This window comes from Streptomyces alboniger (assembly GCF_008704395.1).
Classification (GTDB): domain Bacteria; phylum Actinomycetota; class Actinomycetes; order Streptomycetales; family Streptomycetaceae; genus Streptomyces; species Streptomyces alboniger.
In genome coordinates, this window is the sequence record NZ_CP023695.1 from 5625411 (window position 1) to 5643874 (window position 18464).

At 71.1% G+C, this 18464-nt stretch carries 13 protein-coding genes; 9 read left to right on the plus strand and 4 right to left on the minus strand.

What is annotated here, in order from left to right; all coding sequences use genetic code 11:
• Positions 1 to 62: 62 nt before the first annotated feature.
• The gene (locus CP975_RS25245; protein ID WP_055529644.1) at positions 63 to 1088 is read right to left on the minus strand and encodes an aldo/keto reductase; all 1026 of its coding nucleotides are present in this window, start codon (positions 1086 to 1088) and stop codon (positions 63 to 65) included.
• Positions 1089 to 1205: 117 nt separating this feature from the next.
• Between CP975_RS25245 and CP975_RS25250 the strand changes: the two genes are divergently transcribed.
• The 6 genes from CP975_RS25250 to serA all read left to right on the plus strand — a co-directional run bounded on the left by CP975_RS25250 (position 1206) and on the right by serA (position 11133).
• Entirely contained in the window at positions 1206 to 2159 is a 954-nt protein-coding gene (locus CP975_RS25250) for a 2-hydroxyacid dehydrogenase (RefSeq protein WP_055529646.1), read from the plus strand.
• Positions 2160 to 2503: 344 nt separating this feature from the next.
• Entirely contained in the window at positions 2504 to 5524 is a 3021-nt protein-coding gene (locus CP975_RS25255) for a putative bifunctional diguanylate cyclase/phosphodiesterase (protein ID WP_167532731.1), read from the plus strand.
• A gap of 233 nt (positions 5525 to 5757) precedes the next feature.
• Positions 5758 to 7605, plus strand: coding sequence for an acetolactate synthase large subunit (locus CP975_RS25265; RefSeq protein ID WP_030785257.1), 1848 nt, complete (start codon positions 5758 to 5760; stop codon positions 7603 to 7605).
• A 27-nt stretch (positions 7606 to 7632) separates the two neighbouring features.
• Positions 7633 to 8160, plus strand: a complete 528-nt coding sequence (gene ilvN / locus CP975_RS25270) for an acetolactate synthase small subunit (RefSeq protein ID WP_030785263.1) — start codon at positions 7633 to 7635, stop codon at positions 8158 to 8160.
• Positions 8161 to 8263: 103 nt separating this feature from the next.
• A complete protein-coding gene (gene ilvC, locus CP975_RS25275) occupies positions 8264 to 9262 on the plus strand; it encodes a ketol-acid reductoisomerase (RefSeq protein WP_055529650.1) in 999 nt (332 codons plus the stop codon).
• Between the two features lie 266 nt (positions 9263 to 9528).
• Complete coding sequence (gene serA / locus CP975_RS25280; RefSeq protein WP_055529652.1) at positions 9529 to 11133, plus strand: phosphoglycerate dehydrogenase; 1605 nt, start codon at positions 9529 to 9531, stop codon at positions 11131 to 11133.
• Here serA and CP975_RS25285 read toward each other — a convergent pair.
• Entirely contained in the window at positions 11123 to 12742 is a 1620-nt protein-coding gene (locus tag CP975_RS25285) for an MFS transporter (RefSeq protein WP_150477375.1), read from the minus strand. The genes serA and CP975_RS25285 overlap by 11 nt on opposite strands.
• Before the next feature lie 108 nt (positions 12743 to 12850).
• Here CP975_RS25285 and CP975_RS25290 point away from each other — a divergent pair, with 108 nt between their 5' ends.
• On the plus strand, positions 12851 to 13435 hold the full coding sequence (locus CP975_RS25290) for a TetR/AcrR family transcriptional regulator (protein WP_055529653.1): 585 nt from the start codon (positions 12851 to 12853) through the stop codon (positions 13433 to 13435).
• A gap of 45 nt (positions 13436 to 13480) precedes the next feature.
• On the opposite strand, the gene CP975_RS25295 is transcribed toward CP975_RS25290, so the two are convergent.
• Positions 13481 to 14656, minus strand: coding sequence for a helix-turn-helix domain-containing protein (locus CP975_RS25295; RefSeq protein WP_055529655.1), 1176 nt, complete (start codon positions 14654 to 14656; stop codon positions 13481 to 13483).
• A gap of 193 nt (positions 14657 to 14849) precedes the next feature.
• On the opposite strand from CP975_RS25295, the gene CP975_RS25300 reads away from it, so the two are divergent.
• Positions 14850 to 15776 (plus strand): proline dehydrogenase family protein, encoded by a 927-nt coding sequence (locus CP975_RS25300; RefSeq protein ID WP_055529657.1) that lies wholly within the window; start codon positions 14850 to 14852, stop codon positions 15774 to 15776.
• Between the two features lie 52 nt (positions 15777 to 15828).
• Positions 15829 to 17460: an L-glutamate gamma-semialdehyde dehydrogenase gene (pruA, locus tag CP975_RS25305; protein ID WP_055529659.1), complete on the plus strand. Its 1632-nt coding sequence runs from the start codon at positions 15829 to 15831 to the stop codon at positions 17458 to 17460.
• A gap of 92 nt (positions 17461 to 17552) precedes the next feature.
• On the opposite strand, the gene bla is transcribed toward pruA, so the two are convergent.
• On the minus strand, positions 17553 to 18443 hold the full coding sequence (gene bla / locus CP975_RS25310) for a class A beta-lactamase (RefSeq protein ID WP_055529714.1): 891 nt from the start codon (positions 18441 to 18443) through the stop codon (positions 17553 to 17555).
• Between the last annotated feature and the right edge of the window lie 21 nt (positions 18444 to 18464).

Here is an 18464-nt window from a genome sequence, read left to right on the forward strand (position 1 = left end):
GCAGCGCTTCTCCTGTTCATACACCTCTCACGCCCCGCGGGTGCCCGTCGCAGCGCGCCTCCTCAGTCCCAGGACCCCAGAGCCGCGGGCAGCGCCGCTATCTCCGCCAGGTCCACCCCGGTCAGCCGCACCTGAGCCGCCCGCGCGTTCTCCACCGCCCAGCGCTCCCGCTTCGCCCCCGGGATCGGCACCACATGCCGCCCCTGGGCGAGCACCCACGCCAGCGCGATCTGCGCCGGTGTCGCCCCGTGCCGCTCCGCCACCCGGCGCAGCCCCACCACCAGCGGCTGGTTGGCCGCCATCATCTCGGCGGTGAAGCGCGGGTGCCGGGCCCGCAGATCGTCCGGCTCGAACCCCTGACCGGGCGTCAGCGTCCCGGTGAGGAAACCATTCCCCAGCGGCATCGCCGCGAGGAAGCCCACCCCGCGCGCCACGCACCACGGCAGCAGCGCCTCCAGCGCCTCCGGCGACCACACCGACAGCTCGGCCTCCACCGCGCTCACCGGGAAGACCTGCTGCACCCGCTCCAGCTGCCGGACCGTCACATCGTGCAGCCCGCCCCGGGGGCGCCCCGGCGCCGTACGCCGATGAGCGCGCGCTCCCACCGCGCAGAGCCCGAGGGCCCGCACCTTCCCGGCGGCGACGAGTTCGGCCATCGCGCCCCACGTCTCCTCGATGGGCACCTCGGGGTCGGCGCGGTGCAGTTGGTACAGGTCGATCGTCTCGGTCTGGAGGCGCCGCAGCGAGGCGTCGCAGGCCCGCTTCACATATCCGGGGCGGCCGTTGGCGACGATGTGCTGCTCGCCCACGAGCAGCCCGCACTTCGTCGACACGAACGCCTCGCCGCGCCGCTCCTTGAGCACCCGGCCGACGAGCAGCTCGTTGGTGAACGGCCCGTACATGTCCGCGGTGTCCAGCAGCGTGAGACCCGCACCGGCGGCGCCGGTGGCGTCCAGCGCGGCGTGCACGGTGCGCAGCGACGCGTCGCCGCGCTGCCGCGAGCCGGTGTACGCCCAGCTCATCGGCATGCAGCCGAGTCCGACGGCGCCCACTTCGAGCGCCCCCGCGCCGATCGTCCTGCGCTCCACCTGGCCGTACCCTCCCACTCCTCGTCCGGAGATCACCCAAACTATCCGCTGCCGCCCCGGGCCCGGGCGCGGCCTCCCGCGGGCAGCATGTGACCTGCGCGTATTAGCCTCCAGGGCATGACGACAGATGTATGGCTTCCGTTCGAAGCGCACGAGATCGAGGGGCTGCCCGAGGCGTCTGAGGCGGGCCTCAACTACCGCTACTGGGACGGCGGTCCGGACTTCCCCGCGAACCCGGCCGACTGCGCCTTCTATGTGGTGCCCTACCTGAAGGGCGACGAGGTGTCCGTCCGCCCCCTACCCGCGATGACGTCCGTGCGCGTCGTGCAGACACTGACCGCGGGGATCGACCACCTGGACTCGGGGCTCGGGTCCCTCGCGCCCGGTGTGCGGTTGTGCAACGCGCGCGGGGTGCACGAGGCCAGTACCGCCGAACTGGCCGTCGGCCTGATCCTGGCGTCGTTGCGGGGCATTCCGCGCTTCGTCGAGGGGCAGCGGGTCGAGGAGTGGCGGGCCGGGTTCTATCCGGCGCTCGCCGACAAGTCCGTGCTCATCGTGGGCTATGGATCGATCGGTTCCGCCATCGAGGACAGGCTCACCCCTTTCGAATGTGCGCGGGTGGCGCGCGTCGCGCGCTCTGCCCGTGCCGCGGAGCGCGGCCCCGTGCACCCGCTCACCGAACTGCCGTCACTGCTGCCCGTGGCCGACGTCGTCGTGCTCTCCACGCCGCTCACCGAGGACACCCGAGGCCTGGTGGGCGCCGACTTCCTGGCCCACATGAAAGACGGCGCGCTGCTCGTGAACGTCGCCCGCGGCCCCGTCGTCGACACCGGGGCCCTCCTCGCCGAACTGGAGTCCGGCCGCCTCACCGCCGCCCTCGACGTGACCGACCCGGAACCGCTGCCCGCAGGTCACCCCTTGTGGCACGCTCCTGGAGTGCTCATCAGCCCGCACGTGGGCGGCTCCTCGTCCGCGTACCTCCCCCGCGCCCGCCGTCTGCTGGCCGCGCAACTGACCAAGTACGCCGCCGGACAGTCCCTCGACAACGTCGTACGGATCACCGGCAGTTGATCACCTGGAGTCGTTTTGCGCACGCTCCGCACTCGAATGCGTGCGCCCCGTGTCCACTTCCCCTCCGGTAGTCACGGAGCGTAGAGGGGCTATGTCCCTGTGTGACGAGCCTGGTGTATCGTCCCGACAGGGGACGCGCCGTGGACCATGCGGCGCCGGGGATCGAGGCACGGACTGCGAGGGGGGCGACGGGCGATGTATGGCCTATGGGCGGACGATCCGACACGGCGGGACAGCCGCCGCCGACTCTCGCGCACGGCAATCCACACACACCGGCGGCCGTACGGGCGCGACCGGCGCCCGGACCGCACGGACACGGGGGCGGCGCGTACCAGGGCCGTCCGGTGAGCGCCCCGCCGACCACCCCCGTCCTCGAGACGGGTCCGGCCACGGCACCGCCGCCTGTGCGGGCGCCGCAGGCCCGCCGGCCCCTGCCGGGCGGCCGCGGCCTCGCCTCCCAGCTCGCGCTGCTGCTCATCTGCGGTGGGTACGCATTGGGCTCCGCGCTCGGCTGGGGCTCGGGCCGACTCGCCCTGATCATGGGCGACTTCGGCCTCAGCATCGCCGCCGCGGCCGCGGCGATCTCCTGCTTCTGCTACTCCCGCACCCGCCGCAGCCGCTTTCGACCCGCGTGGCTGCTCTTCGCGCTCTCCTCCGCGATGGCCTCCCTCGGCAACGCCGTCTGGGGCTGGTACGAAGTCGTGCTCCAGCAGGAGGTGCCGAGGACCGGCCTCGCCGACCTGTTCTTCCTGTGCTTCGCCCCGCCCGCCATCATCGGCCTGCTCGTGCTCGCCAAGCGACCGGTGACCAAGGCGGGCTGGGGCTGCCTCGCCCTCGACTCCTGGCTGATCGGGGGCTCGCTCCTCACGCTCTCCTGGAGCCTCGCCCTCGCGCACAGCGCGCAGTTCGAGGGGCAGACCGTCGCACACGTCGCGCTCTCGCTCGCCTATCCTCTCCTCGACATCGCGCTGGTCAGCATGGTCCTCGCGCTGCACTTCAGACGGTCCTCCGCCAACCGCACCGCGGTGAACACCGCGATCGGCGCGCTCGCCCTGACCGTGATGTGCGACGCCCTCTTCACCTCGCCCCTGCTGCACGCCAGTTACCGCTCGGGCCAACTCCTCGACGCCGGCTGGTTCGCGGGCTCGCTGCTCCTCGCGTACGCCCCCTGGGCCGCCCCCTGCCACGCGCGCGAGGGAGCCGGGCAGGAGCACGCGCGCGGGGCGGCCGACGCCGAGCCCGAGGAGACGCGGTCCGCGGCCACCCGGCCGATCGCCGGGTCCCTGGCCGCCCTCACGCCGTACCTCGCCGCCGCCGTCTGCACCCTCGGGATCCTCTACAACGCACTGAGCGGACGCAGCGTCGACCGCGTCGTGTTCTTCACGGCGGGCACCGTCGTGCTCGCCCTCGTCGCACGCCAGGGCATCATGCTCCTGGACAACATCACCCTCACCCAGGAGCTGGCCCAGAAGGAGAACCACTTCCGCTCCCTGGTGCAGGGCTCCAGCGACGTCATCATGATCGCCGCGCCGAACGGCATCCTGCGCTACGTGAGCCCGGCCGCGGCCGGGGTCTACGGCCGCGACGCCGAGGAACTGGTCGGTTCGGAACTCGCCTCGCTGATACACCCCGAGGACCTCGGCCGGGTCGTCCACGAGGTCCGCAGATTCCTCGCCGCCAACCCCGTCGAGGAGCCCACCACCCGCATCGAATGCCGCTTCCGCTCCGGCCATGGCGACTGGCTGAACGTGGAATCCACCGTCAACCGCCACCACGGCGGCCTCATCTTCAACAGCAGGGACGTCACCGAGCGGGTCCGTCTCCAGGCGCAGTTGCAGCACAACGCCGAGCACGACCCGCTCACCGACCTGCCCAACCGCGCCCTGTTCACCCGGCGCGTGAGCCAGGCGCTGACCGGCCGCAGAGTGACCGACCGCGGCACGGCCGTGCTCTTCATCGACCTCGACGGCTTCAAGGCGGTCAACGACACCATCGGCCACCAGGCCGGTGATGAACTGCTCATCCAGGCGGCGCGCAGACTTCAGGAGGCGGTGCGTTCGGGCGACACCGCCTCCCGGCTCGGCGGCGATGAGTTCGCGGCTCTCATCGTCGGCGACGGTACGAGGGACCAGGCCGCCAGGGAACAGCACATCTACGAACTCGCCGACCGGCTGAGAATCACCCTCTCCCAGCCCTACGCCATCGACGGCAACGACGTGCGCGTCGCCGCGTCCATCGGCGTGGCCTTCGCCGAACCGGGCATCGGAGCGGGGGAGCTGCTGCGCAACGCCGACCTCGCGATGTACCGCGCCAAGGCCGCGGGCAAGGGCCGCGTCGAGCTGTACGCCCCCCAGATGCAGGCCGACGTCGCCCGCAAGGCGGAGCTGGCCACCCGGCTGCGCTCCGCCCTGCACGACGGCGAGTTCGCACTGCTCCACCAGCCCGTGGTCTCCCTCGACGACGGCCGGATCACGGCGGTCGCCGCCCAGGCCCGCTGGCGCTCGGCGCAGGGCATCCTCTTCACGCCCGCCGAGTTCCTGCGGGTGTCCGAGGCCGGGGGCGGCAGGGACGCCGGGAACGGCAGGGAGGGTGACCGCGCCGCCGAGCTGGGCCGCTGGATGCTCGAAGAGGCCGTCGAGCAGGCCGCCGAGCGCGGCCGCACCGGCCACGCGGTGCCGGTGGCCGTCCGGATGGGCGCCCGGCGCCTCCTGGACCGCTCCATGCCCCTCAGCTCCATCGAGGCGCTCCTGACCCGCCACGGGCTGCCCTCCGGGGCGCTCATCATCGAGCTGGCCGACAGCGACCCCCGGGTCTCGCTGGACGACCTGGAGCGCCGCCTCACGGCCCTGCGCAGACTGGGCGTACGCATCGCCCTGGACGGCTTCGGCAGCGGCTATGCCGCGATCACGGCGCTGCGCCGGCTCCCCGTCGACGTACTGAAGCTGGACCGCGGCCTGATCGAGGGCGTCGTCGAGTCCGCGCGGCTGCACAAGATCACCGCGGGGCTGCTGCGCATCGCGAACGACCTCGGGCTGCTCTCCGTGGCCGACGGCGTCGACCTGCCCGAGCAGGTGGTCGCCCTGCGCGCCATGGGCTGCACGCACGGGCAGGGCATGGCGTTCTCCGGACCGCTCGACGAGTACCGGCTGCGCAGGGCCCTCGCCCTCGGCGAGTACCCCGTGCCCCGCGGCCCCGCGGAGCCGGTCCTCGCGGGCGGGCCCGCGAGGACGTACGTCGGCAGCCCTCCTGGTGCCTTCGCGGTCAGCCCCCCGGGTGCCTTCGCGGGCGGCCCGACCGCGACGTACGCGGGAGGTCCCTCCGCCTACGCCCGTTCACATAATGAGACCCCCATCCCACCTACTTGACAGGTACTGCGTGCCGGGGGGAGGGTCAGAGCCATGCGCACCCGAATTCTCGTACTTGGAAAGCGCGTCGGCTGAAGCTGGGACCGACCGGTCCGAACACCGGATCCCAGCGACCGCACCCGGCGCGCTCCCCTCGCTTGCCTCACGGCACGAGGGGTTTTTTGTTGCACTGGCACCCGCCAAAACCCTGCGAAACCCCCGCGAAAACCCTCAGCTTCGAGAAGAGAATGCCGATGACCGAGCAGGCCACCGGGGCCCACCATCCGCAGCCGCGGCCCCGATCCTCAGGACAGCAGTCCGTCCCCGTCGAGCACGTCACGGGCGCGCAGTCCCTCATTCGTTCTCTTGAGGAGGTCGGGGCCGACACGGTGTTCGGCATCCCCGGCGGCGCCATCCTTCCCGCGTACGACCCGATGATGGACTCCACCCGGGTCAGGCACGTCCTGGTCCGGCACGAGCAGGGCGCGGGCCACGCCGCCACCGGCTACGCCCAGGCCACCGGCAAGGTCGGCGTCTGCATGGCGACCAGCGGCCCCGGCGCCACGAACCTCGTCACGCCGATCGCCGACGCCCACATGGACTCCGTCCCGATGGTCGCGATCACCGGGCAGGTGGCCTCCAAGGCGATCGGCACGGACGCCTTCCAGGAGGCGGACATCGTCGGCATCACGATGCCGATCACGAAGCACAACTTCCTGGTCACCAAGGCCGAGGACATCCCGCGCACCATCGCCGAGGCCTTCCACATCGCCTCGACGGGCCGTCCGGGCCCGGTCCTCGTAGACATCGCGAAGGACGCCCTCCAGGCGCGGACCACGTTCTCCTGGCCGCCGCAGCAGGACCTGCCCGGCTACCGCCCGGTGACCAAGCCGCACGCCAAGCAGATCCGCGAGGCCGCCAAGCTCATCACCGCGGCCAAACGCCCCGTCCTGTACGTCGGCGGCGGCGTCCTGAAGGCGCGGGCCACCGCCGAGCTGAAGGTCCTCGCCGAGCTGACCGGAGCGCCCGTCACCACCACGCTGATGGCGCTCGGCGCGTTCCCCGACAGCCACCCGCTGCACGTGGGAATGCCGGGCATGCACGGTGCGGTCACCGCCGTCACCGCGTTGCAGAAGGCCGACCTGATCGTCGCCCTCGGAGCCCGCTTCGACGACCGCGTCACCGGCAAGCTGGACAGCTTCGCGCCCTTCGCGAAGATCGTCCACGCCGACATCGACCCGGCCGAGATCGGCAAGAACCGCGCCGCCGACGTGCCGATCGTCGGCGACGCCCGCGAGGTCATCGCCGACCTCGTCCAGGCCGTCCAGGCCGAGCACACCGAGGGCCACACCGGCGACTACTCCGCCTGGTGGAACGACCTCAACCGCTGGCGCGAGACCTACCCCCTCGGCTACACCCAGCCGGAGGACGGCTCGCTCTCCCCGCAGCAGGTCATCGAGCGCGTCGGCCAACTGGCCCCCGAGGACACGATCTTCGCGGCGGGCGTCGGCCAGCACCAGATGTGGGCCGCGCACTTCATCCAGTACGACAAGCCGGCGACCTGGCTCAACTCCGGCGGCGCCGGGACGATGGGCTACGCGGTCCCGGCCGCGATGGGCGCCAAGGCCGGCCAGCCCGGCCGCACGGTCTGGGCGATCGACGGCGACGGCTGCTTCCAGATGACCAATCAGGAGCTGACCACCTGCGCCCTGAACAACATCCCGATCAAGGTCGCCATCATCAACAACGGCGCCCTCGGGATGGTCCGCCAGTGGCAGACCCTGTTCTACAACCAGCGTTACTCCAACACCGTCCTGCACAGCGGCCCCGAGGACATCGGCCCCAACAAGGGCACCCGCGTCCCGGACTTCGTGAAGCTGTCGGAGGCGATGGGCTGCGTGGCGCTGCGCTGCGAGCGCCCCGAGGACCTGGACAAGGTCATCGCCGAGGCCAACGCCATCAACGACCGCCCGGTCGTCGTCGACTTCATCGTCCACGAGGACGCCCAGGTCTGGCCGATGGTCGCCGCCGGCACCTCGAACGACGAGGTCATGGCCGCCCGCGGGGTCCGCCCCGACTTCGGCGACAACGAAGACGACTGAGCGAGAGCGAAAGAGAGACCACGCGCCATGTCCACCAAGCACACGCTCTCCGTCCTGGTCGAGAACAAGCCCGGCGTCCTCGCCCGGATCACCGCCCTGTTCTCGCGCCGCGGCTTCAACATCGACTCGCTCGCCGTGGGCGTCACCGAGCACCCCGACATCTCCCGCATCACCATCGTGGTGAACGTCGAGGACCTGCCGCTCGAACAGGTCACCAAACAGCTCAACAAGCTCGTCAACGTCCTGAAGATCGTCGAACTGGAGCCGGGCGCCGCCGTGGCGCGCGAACTCGTCCTGGCCAAGGTCCGCGCCGACAACGAGACCCGCTCCCAGATCGTCGAGATCGTCCAGCTCTTCCGCGCCAAGACCGTGGACGTCTCCCCGGAGGCCGTCACCATCGAGGCCACCGGCAGCAGCGACAAGCTGGAGGCGATGCTCAAGATGCTGGAGCCCTTCGGCATCAAGGAGCTGGTCCAGTCCGGCACCATCGCGATCGGCCGCGGCTCCCGCTCCATCACGGACCGCAGCCTGCGGGCGCTCGACCGCTCCGCCTGACCCGGGCCGCCCGGGCCCCTCTCGGATACCGAGACCCGACAACTTCCCTCGCCGAACCCGCCGTACGGTGGGACGCAACACCAGCACACATAGGAGATTCCCAGTGGCCGAGCTGTTCTACGACGACGACGCCGACCTGTCCATCATCCAGGGCCGCAAGGTCGCGGTCATCGGCTACGGCAGCCAGGGCCACGCCCACGCGCTGTCGCTGCGCGACTCGGGTGTCGACGTCCGCGTCGGTCTGCACGAGGGCTCCAAGTCCAAGGCCAAGGCCGAGGAGCAGGGCCTGCGGGTCGTCACCCCGTCGGAGGCGGCGGCCGAGGCCGACGTCATCATGATCCTGGTGCCGGACCCGATCCAGGCCCAGGTCTACGAGGAGTCCATCAAGGACAACCTCAAGGACGGCGACGCCCTGTTCTTCGGCCACGGCCTGAACATCCGCTTCGGCTTCATCAAGGTCCCCGAGGGCGTCGACGTCTGCATGGTCGCGCCCAAGGGCCCGGGCCACCTCGTCCGTCGTCAGTACGAGGAGGGCCGCGGCGTTCCGTGTATCGCGGCCGTCGAGCAGGACGCCACCGGCAACGGCTTCCAGCTGGCGCTCTCGTACGCCAAGGGCATCGGCGGCACGCGTGCGGGCGTCATCAAGACGACCTTCACCGAGGAGACCGAGACCGACCTGTTCGGCGAGCAGGCCGTGCTCTGCGGCGGCACCGCCGCGCTGGTCAAGGCGGGCTTCGAGACGCTGACCGAGGCGGGCTACCAGCCGGAGATCGCGTACTTCGAGTGCCTCCACGAGCTGAAGCTGATCGTCGACCTCATGTACGAGGGCGGCCTGGAGAAGATGCGCTGGTCGGTCTCCGAGACCGCCGAGTGGGGCGACTACATCACCGGCCCGCGGATCATCACCGACGCCACCAAGGCCGAGATGAAGAAGGTCCTCGCGGAGATCCAGGACGGCACCTTCGCCAAGCAGTGGATGGACGAGTACCACGGCGGTCTGAAGAAGTACAACGAGTACAAGACCCAGGACGAGAACCACCTCCTGGAGACCACCGGCAAGGAGCTGCGCAAGCTCATGTCGTGGGTCAACGAGGAGGCCTAGCCCGCACCGGGTCCGGGGCACCGCCTCGGGGCTCCGCCCCGGACCCTGCTCCTCAATCACCGGAGGGGCTTACCTTTAGTACACCGCGTCCAGCCACGGACGGGTGATCCTTCCTCAGAGGCGCATGCTGATCCGTTCGGCGCCACTATGCTTCTGTTCAACATTCGCGTCGGGCCCACAGCGTCGTGCGTCTTCCACGCGGCAAGCACCCTCCACCGCCTGCGGCCGTCGGGACGGCCGTCCGCAATGGACTTGTGAGGACTCACGTGAGCACTGCTGCCACCGGCAAACCCGTCGTACTCATCGCTGAAGAGCTGTCGCCCGCCACCGTCGACGCCCTGGGCCCGGACTTCGAGATCCGGCAGTGCAACGGCGCGGACCGCGCCGAGCTGCTGCCCGCGATCGCCGACGTCGACGCGATCCTGGTCCGCTCCGCGACCAAGGTCGACGCCGAGGCCATCGCCGCCGCCAAGAAGCTGAAGGTCGTCGCCCGCGCGGGCGTCGGCCTGGACAACGTCGACGTGTCCGCCGCCACCAAGGCCGGCGTGATGGTCGTCAACGCCCCGACGTCGAACATCGTCACCGCCGCCGAGCTGGCCTGCGGCCTGCTCCTCGCCACCGCGCGGAACATCCCCCAGGCCAACGCCGCCCTGAAGAACGCCGAGTGGAAGCGTTCCAAGTACACGGGCGTCGAGCTGGCCGAGAAGACCCTCGGCGTCGTGGGCCTCGGCCGCATCGGCGCACTGGTCGCGCAGCGCATGAGCGCCTTCGGCATGAAGGTCGTCGCCTACGACCCGTACGTCCAGCCCGCCCGCGCCGCCCAGATGGGCGTGAAGGTGCTGTCCCTCGACGAGCTGCTCGAAGTCTCCGACTTCATCACCGTGCACCTGCCCAAGACGCCCGAGACCCTCGGTCTCATCGGCGACGAGGCGCTGCACAAGGTCAAGCCGACCGTCCGCATCGTCAACGCCGCGCGCGGCGGAATCGTCGACGAGGAGGCGCTGCACTCCGCCCTCAAGGAGGGCCGCGTCGCGGGCGCCGGTCTGGACGTGTACGCGAAGGAGCCCTGCACGGACTCCCCGCTCTTCCAGTTCGACCAGGTCGTCTGCACTCCGCACCTCGGCGCCTCCACGGACGAGGCGCAGGAGAAGGCGGGTATCGCCGTCGCCAAGTCGGTGCGCCTCGCGCTCGCCGGCGAGCTGGTCCCGGACGCGGTGAACGTGCAGGGCGGCGTCATCGCCGAGGACGTGCGCCCCGGCCTGCCGCTCGCCGAGAAGCTCGGCCGCATCTTCACCGCGCTCGCCCAGGAGGTCGCGGCCCGCCTCGACGTCGAGGTGTACGGCGAGATCACCCAGCACGACGTCAAGGTGCTCGAACTGTCCGCGCTCAAGGGCGTGTTCGAGGACGTCGTCGACGAGACCGTGAGTTACGTCAACGCCCCCCTGTTCGCCCAGGAGCGCGGTGTCGAGGTCCGCCTCACCACCAGCTCCGAGTCGCCCGACCACCGCAATGTGGTCACGGTGCGCGGCACGCTCTCCGACGGCGAGGAGATCGCGGTCTCCGGCACGCTGGCCGGGCCCAAGCATCTCCAGAAGATCGTCGCCATCGGCGAGTACGACGTGGACCTGGCGCTCGCCGAGCACATGGTCGTCCTGCGGTACGCCGACCGCCCGGGTGTCGTCGGCACCGTCGGCCGCGTCCTCGGCGAGGCCGGGATCAACATCGCCGGCATGCAGGTCGCCCGCGCCGACGTGGGCGGGGAGGCCCTCGCCGTGCTGACCGTCGACGACACCGTTCCGCAGTCGGTCCTGACCGAGCTGGCCGAGGAGATCGGCGCGGAGTCCGCGCGTGCGGTGAACCTCACGGACTGAGGCTCCGGGCCCCGGAGTTCTGGGCGCCGTCGCCCCCGGCTTCGCCGAGTTCGCCCTCACACGCCGGACGGGCTGGATATTCCTCCAGCTCGTCCGGCTTTTTCGTGCGCAGCGCGCTTGCGGCCACCGTCGCCGCCGCCAGCAGGATCACCGCGCCGGTCAGTGCCGCGGCGTGCATGCCGCTGGTGAACGCCTCGCGTGCCGTCGTCAGGAGCGTGTCGGACGCGCGCTCCGGCAGGTGGTGCGCCGCCGCCACCGCGCCGCCGAGTGTCTCGCGGGCCTCGGCGGGGGCCCAGCTGGGGACCGCGTCGCGGTAGACCGCGTTGCCGATGGAGCCGAGCAGCGCCATGCCCATGGCGCCGCCGAACTCCTGGCCCGTCTCAAGGAGCGACGACGCGGTGCCCGCCTTCTCCGCCGGGGCCGCGCCGAGCGCCAGGTCCGTGAGCTGTGCGCCGATGACCGTCCCGCCGCAGGCCAGCACGCCCGCCCCGGCGAGGACCAGCCCCAGCGAGTCGGCGCCGGCGAGGGCGAGCAGGCCGTAGCCGCCGGCGGCGACGGTGAAGCCGACGGCCACCACGTGGGCGCGGTCCACGCCGCGCTGCACCAGCGCCGTGGCGGCGGGCGCCGCGAGGCCGATCGGTACCGAGGGCAGCAGCGCCCAGAGCGCGGCCTCGATGGCGCTCATGCCGAGGACGGACTGGAGGTACTGGGTGGTGAAGTACACCGAGCCGAACATCGCCAGCGACGAGATGAGATTCAGCGAGACAGCGGCGCGGAAGGCACGGCCCCGCCCCCGGAACAGCTCCGGTGGGACCATCGGCGCGGCGGTGGTGCGCTGGCGCCGGACGAAGAGCGCGGCGAAGGCGAGACCGACGGCGACGGACACGACGTAGGACAACTCGACGCCCTCCGCGGCGACCTCCTTGAGGCCCCAGACGAGCGGCAGTACGGCGGCCATGGACAGGGGCACGCTCAGCAGGTCGAAGCGGCCGGGGTGCGGGTCCCTGGCCTCCGGGATCAGGACGGGGGCGAGGACGAGCAGCAGCACCATCGCGGGCAGGTTGACGAGGAAGACCGAGCCCCACCAGAAGTGCTCGACGAGGACGCCGCTCATCACCGAGCCGAGCGCGATGCCGGCGACCATGACCGTCTGCCACAGGCCGATGGCCTTCGCGCGCTGTCCGGCGTCGCGGAACATCGTGCGTACGAGAGCCAGGGTGGACGGCATCAGGGTCGCGCCGCCGACTCCGAGGACCGCGCGGGCCGCGATCAGCGTCTCGGCGCTGTCGGCGTACGCGGCGACGAGCGAGGCGGCGCCGAAGGCCGTGGCCCCGAACAGCAGGAGCCGGCGGCGCCCGATGCGGTCGCCGAGCGAGCCCATCGTCATCAGCAGTCCGGCGAGGACGAACGCGTAGATGTCGAAGATCCACAACTGCTGGGTGCCGCTCGGGTCCAGATCGGCGGTGATCTGCGGGATCGCGAAGTACAGGACGGAGACGTCCATCGAGACCAGCAGCAGCGGAAGCATCAGGACGGCGAGGGCGGTCCACTCCTTGCGGGTGGCCCGGGCGGGGGTGGTGGGGTCGGTGGCTTGCGGTTTCGTTCGCATGGCGGTGACTGTACGGGCGTCTTATACGGACGTCTAGTACGAGCGTGTAAATCACTCGTGTAAGACGTCGGTATGGGACGCTCGTATGGATCGACGTAGGCTGCCCGTATGGGACACCGTGAGGATCTGCTCGAAGGCGCCAAGCGCTGCCTGCTGGAGAAGGGGTTCGCGCGCACGACGGCCCGCGACATCGTGAAGGAGTCGGGGACGAACCTCGGGTCCATCGGCTACCACTACGGATCGAAGGACGCGCTGCTCGCGCAGGCGTACATCGCCCTCATCGAGCCGCTGGGAGACACCTTCGAGAGTTCGCTGGCCGGGGGGAGTCCGGGGGAGGGGGGCCTGGAGCGGTTCCAGGAGATCTGGGGGAACATCATCCGCTCGGTCCCCGAGGCGCGGCCCATCTGGATGATGACGCTGGAGGTCATCACCCAGGGGGAACGCCTCGCGGGCATCCGCGAGTTGCTGATCGAGGCGCAGAAGCAGGGGCGCAGCGGAATCACGGCGCTGTTCACCGGCATCGAGGAGAACGAGATCCCCGCCGACGTGCTGGAGAGCGAGGGCCGCCTCTACACCACGCTCCTCAACGGCCTGATGATGCAGTGGCTCTTCGACCCCGCGTCGGCGACCACCGCCGAGCAGCTGACCGAGGGGCTGCGTCGGGTGACGCGGCGGATGCGGGAAGAGGTCTGAGGGGCGGGCGTCAGCCGGTGAACCCCGGCGCTACCGGGCCGAGCGCTACAGCCGCGACGACTTCAGGACCATGTGCAGCAGCAGCCGGTCCTCGCCGTCGTCCAGGTCGAGGCCGGTGAGCTGCTCCACGCGGGAGAGGCGGTAGTAGAGCGTCTGGCGGTGGATGCCCAACTCGGCGGCCGCGCGGCCCGCCTGGCCCGCGCAGTCGAGGAACACCTCGGCGGTGCGGGCCAGTTCGCGATGCGTGGGGCCGAGGAGCTGGCGGCCGACGGGGTCGTGCGCCGCCTCCGGGGGCAGGGCGGTCAGCAGCCGGTAGGGGCCCACGTCCGACCACTGCGCCACCGGGCCGAAGCGCCGCTCGGCGAGCGCCGCGCGGGCCGCCGCCGACGCCTCCCACCAGGCGGCGCCCAAGTCCTCCAGGCCGTGCCGGGCCCCCGCGATACCGGCCGCGCCGCCCGGCGCCGACTCCAGGAGGCGCGCCGCCGCCGTGTGCGCGGGGGCCATCGCGTCGGCGGAGCGCAGCCGTACCAGGGCCGCCAGGGACTGCGCGGTCGTGCCCCACGGAACCGTGCACACCGCGGCCGCGCCCGGCACCGTGCGGGCGGCCGGCGCGTCGTCCGGGTCCGCGGAACGCCACGGCGCCACGCACACCACCGCGTGCAGGCCGTCGCCGCGCGAGCCGAGCGCTGTCCGCAGGGCGGCCACCGCCATGTCGCGCTGCCAGCCGCGCTCGGCCGTCAGGACCGCGCGGAACTCGCGGGTGAGGTCGGCGCCCGCCTGCGCCTCGTCGGCCAGGAGCGCGCCGATCCGGGTGGCCACCTCCATGGCCGCGCCCAGCTGCTGCTCCGTCGGGCCCGGATCGTCGTCGAGCAGCCACACGTATCCGAGGGCGAAGCCCCGGTGGCGCACGGGCAGGCAGATGCGGCCCCGGTGGACGCCCGCCTCCGGGGTGGGCGGGATCCGGACCGGACCCGTGGCGCGGGTGATGCCGAAGCCCTCGAACCAGGCCCGGACCTCGGCCGTGGAGCGGCGCGTCAGGATCGAACGGGTGCGGACGGGGTCGAGGACGGTCGCGTCGAAGCCGCTCTCGCCGTCGCCGCCGCCGTCGTGCGCGCCGAAGGCGATCAGCTCGAAATCGCGGTTCTCCAGGGTCGCGGGGGCGCCGAGCAGCGCCGAGATCTCGTCGACCAGTTCTTGGTAGTCGCCCTTCACGATGACCATTCTCGCGCAGGCCGCCGCGTTCTTCAGACATCTGTCTGAGATCCAGGGCACGGATGCGTGACAGGTGTCGATGGCCCATGATCCGAGGGATCCTTAGATTTCACGGTGGTTCTCCGTGCCGTACCGCAGCATTACCCGCACGTAGGGATATGTCGGTAGGGCACCCGATTTCGTACACCTGTGGAGGTGCCCCGTGCTGGGTCCCGTGATCCTCGCCGCGTCGCGCAGCGACAACATGCGCCGTTTCGTCTCGGCGGCCCCCGGCACCAAGCAGGTCGTCTCCCGGTTCATCGCCGGTGAGACCGTGGACCAGGTCGTCCCGATCATCGTCGACGCCGCCGACAAGGGCCTTGAGGTCACCCTCGACGTGGTGGGCGAGGACATCACCACCGTCGAGCAGTCCCACGCGGCCCGCGACGCCTACCTGGAGCTGATCGACCGCCTGAAGGACCTCGGCCTCGGCACCAGGGCCGAGATGTCCGTGAAGCTGTCGATGTTCGGCCAAGCGCTGGAGGGCGGCCACGAGCTGGCCCTCGCCAATGTGCGGCCCGTCGTCGAGGCCGCCGCCGCCATCGGCACCACGGTCACCCTGGACGCCGAGGACCACACCACCCTCGACTCGATGTTCGCCATCCACGACGAGCTGCGGAAGGACTTCCCGCAGACCGGCTGCGTCATCCAGGCCTACCTCTTCCGCACCGAGGCCGACGCCCGGCGCCTCGCCGCCGACGGCAGCCGCGTCCGGATCGTGAAGGGCGCCTACAAGGAGCCCGCCGAGGTCGCCTACCAGGACAAGGCCGAGATCGACAAGGCGTACGTCCGTATCCTGCGCATCCTGATGGAGGGCGAGGGGTACCCGATGATCGGGTCCCACGACCCGCGCCTGATCTCCATCGCGCAGGAGCTGGCGCGGCGCGCGGGGCGCAAACTGGACGAGTACGAATTCCAGATGCTGTACGGCATCCGCAGCGACGAGCACCTGCGGCTGGCCGCCGAGGGCCACCGGATGCGCGTCTACACCGCCTACGGCACCGACTGGTACGGCTATTTCATGCGCCGTCTCGCGGAGAAGCCCGCCAACCTCCTCTTCTTCGCCCGCTCCATCCTCACCAAGGACTGAACCAAGGGCTGAGCTCCCACCCCCTCGACCCTCTTAAGGAGATACGGAACTCATGGACGCTGTGACCCAGGTCCCCGCCCCGGTCAACGAGCCGGTGCACGGTTACGCGCCCGGCTCGCCGGAGCGCGCCCGCCTCGAGACCAAGCTCAAGGAGCTGGCCGAGAACCCCATCGAGCTGCCGATGACCATCGGCGGCGTCAAGCGCCTCGGTGGCGGCGAGCCCTTCCAGGTCGTGCAGCCGCACAACCACAAGGCCGTCATCGGCACCGGCCGCCACGCGACCCAGCAGGACGCCCAGGACGCGATCGACGCCGCTCTCGCCGCCGCCCCGGCGTGGCGCGCGATGTCCTTCGACGACCGCGCCGCGATCATCCTGCGCGCCGCCGAGCTGCTCTCCACCACCTGGCGCGAGACCCTGGCCGCCTCCACGATGCTCGGCCAGTCGAAGACCGCCCAGCAGGCCGAGATCGACACGCCCTGTGAGCTGGTCGACTTCTGGCGCTTCAACGTCAAGTACGCACGTGACCTGCTCGCCGAGCAGCCCCCGGCGAACGCCACCGGCGTCTGGAACCGCCTGGACCACCGCCCGCTCGAGGGCTTCGTCTACGCGATCACGCCGTTCAACTTCACCGCCATCGCGGGCAACCTCCCCACCGCCCCCGCCCTGATGGGCAACGTGGTCGTGTGGAAGCCGTCCCCGACGCAGACGCACGCCGCCGTGCTGCTCATGCAGCTCCTGGAGGAGGCGGGCCTGCCCAAGGGCGTCATCAACCTCGTCACCGGTGACGGCATCGCGGTCTCCGAGGTCGCCCTGCACCACCGCGACCTGGCCGGCATCCACTTCACCGGCTCGACCCCGACCTTCCAGCACCTGTGGAAGACGGTCGGCGAGAACATCGCGAAGTACCGCACCTACCCGCGCCTCGTCGGCGAGACGGGCGGCAAGGACTTCGTCGTCGCGCACCCGAGCGCCGACCGCGCGATCCTGAAGACCGCGCTGACCCGCGGCTCCTTCGAGTTCCAGGGCCAGAAGTGCTCGGCGACCTCGCGCGCGTACATCCCGGCCTCCATCTGGAACTCCGGTTTCAAGGAGGAGTTCGCGGCCGAGGTCGACGGCATCAAGATGGGTGACGTCACCGACCTGTCGAACTTCATCGGCGCGGTCATCGACGAGCGCGCGTTCGCCAAGAACAAGGCGGCGATCGACCGCGCCAAGGCGGACGAGTCCTGCACGATCGTCGCGGGCGGTACCTACGACGACTCCGTCGGCTACTTCGTGCGCCCGACCGTCGTCGAGTGCTCGGACCCGGCCAACGAGGTCTTCACGACCGAGTACTTCGGCCCGTTCCTTGCCGTGCATGTGTACGAGGACGACAAGTACGACGAGATGCTGACCCAGATGGAGTCGGTCTCGGACTACGCGCTCACCGGTTCGGTCATCGCGAACGACCGCGCGGCGGCCGCGTACACGATGGAGAAGCTCCGCTACGCCGCGGGCAACTTCTACATCAACGACAAGTCGACCGGCGCCGTCGTCGGCCAGCAGCCCTTCGGCGGCGGCCGTGCCTCCGGCACCAACGACAAGGCGGGCGCCCCGCAGAACCTCCAGCGGTGGACGCTGACGCGTGCCATCAAGGAGACGCTGGTCCCGCCGACCGAGTACGGCTACCCGCACATGGGCTGAGGCCCGCCGCGGGCCTATGCGGCCCGCCCCTGAACCCCGCCTCCGATCCGGGCCCCACCCCGGTCGGAGGCGGTGTGTTTTCCAGGGGCCCGTCAGGTGAGGGCGTCGACGGCGACGCGGGTCATGTCGGCGGCGATGCGGTCCTCGCCGGGGGTGTCCGGGTCGAGGCGCGTCGTGTAGACGGAGATGATCAGCGGCGCGCCGCCCTTCGGGGGCCAGGCCACCGCGATGTCGTTGACCCCGCCGTACGCGGGGGAGCCGGTCTTGTCACCGACCCGCCAGCCCTCGGGGAGCCCGGCGCGGATGCGGGCGTCGCCGGTGGTGTTCTCCACGAGCCACCGGATGAGCTGGTCGCGGTCCAGGGGGGCGAGGGCGTCGCCGAGGACGAGCTTGCGCAGGTTCGCGGTCATGGCCGCGGGGGTCGTCGTGTCGCGCGGGTCGCCGGGGATGTTGGTGTTGAGATCGGTCTCCCACCGGTCGAGGCGGGTGTGGGGGTCGCCGAGGGAGCGGGCGAACCTGGTGATGCCGGACGGGCCGCCGATGCGCCGCATCAGCAGGTTGCCCGCCGCGTTGTCGCTGTACGTGACGGTCGCGTCGCACAGCTCCCGTACCGTCATGCCCGTCGCGAGGTGCATCTCGCATCGCGGTGAGTACGTGACCAGGTCGTCGCGCCCGTACCGGATCACCGTGTCGAGCAGGCCGGGCTCCTCCTCGCGCGCCCTGCGCAGGATCGCCGCGGCGGCGAGGACCTTGAACGTCGAGGCGATCGCGAAGCGTTCGTCCGCGCGGTAGCCGAGGGTGGCGCCGGTACCGGTGTTCAGGGCGTGCAGCCCGATGCGGCCCGGGTAGCCCTTCTCGAGTTCGCGCAGCCGCCGCCGGGCGTCGGTCGAGGGCGTCGCGTGCGCGGTGCCGGGCACCGAGAGGAACACGGGAGCCGCGGCCGCGGCGCCGAGGAGGGCTCTTCGAGAGGGCGTTACGTTCATGATCACGACCGTACCCGGGAA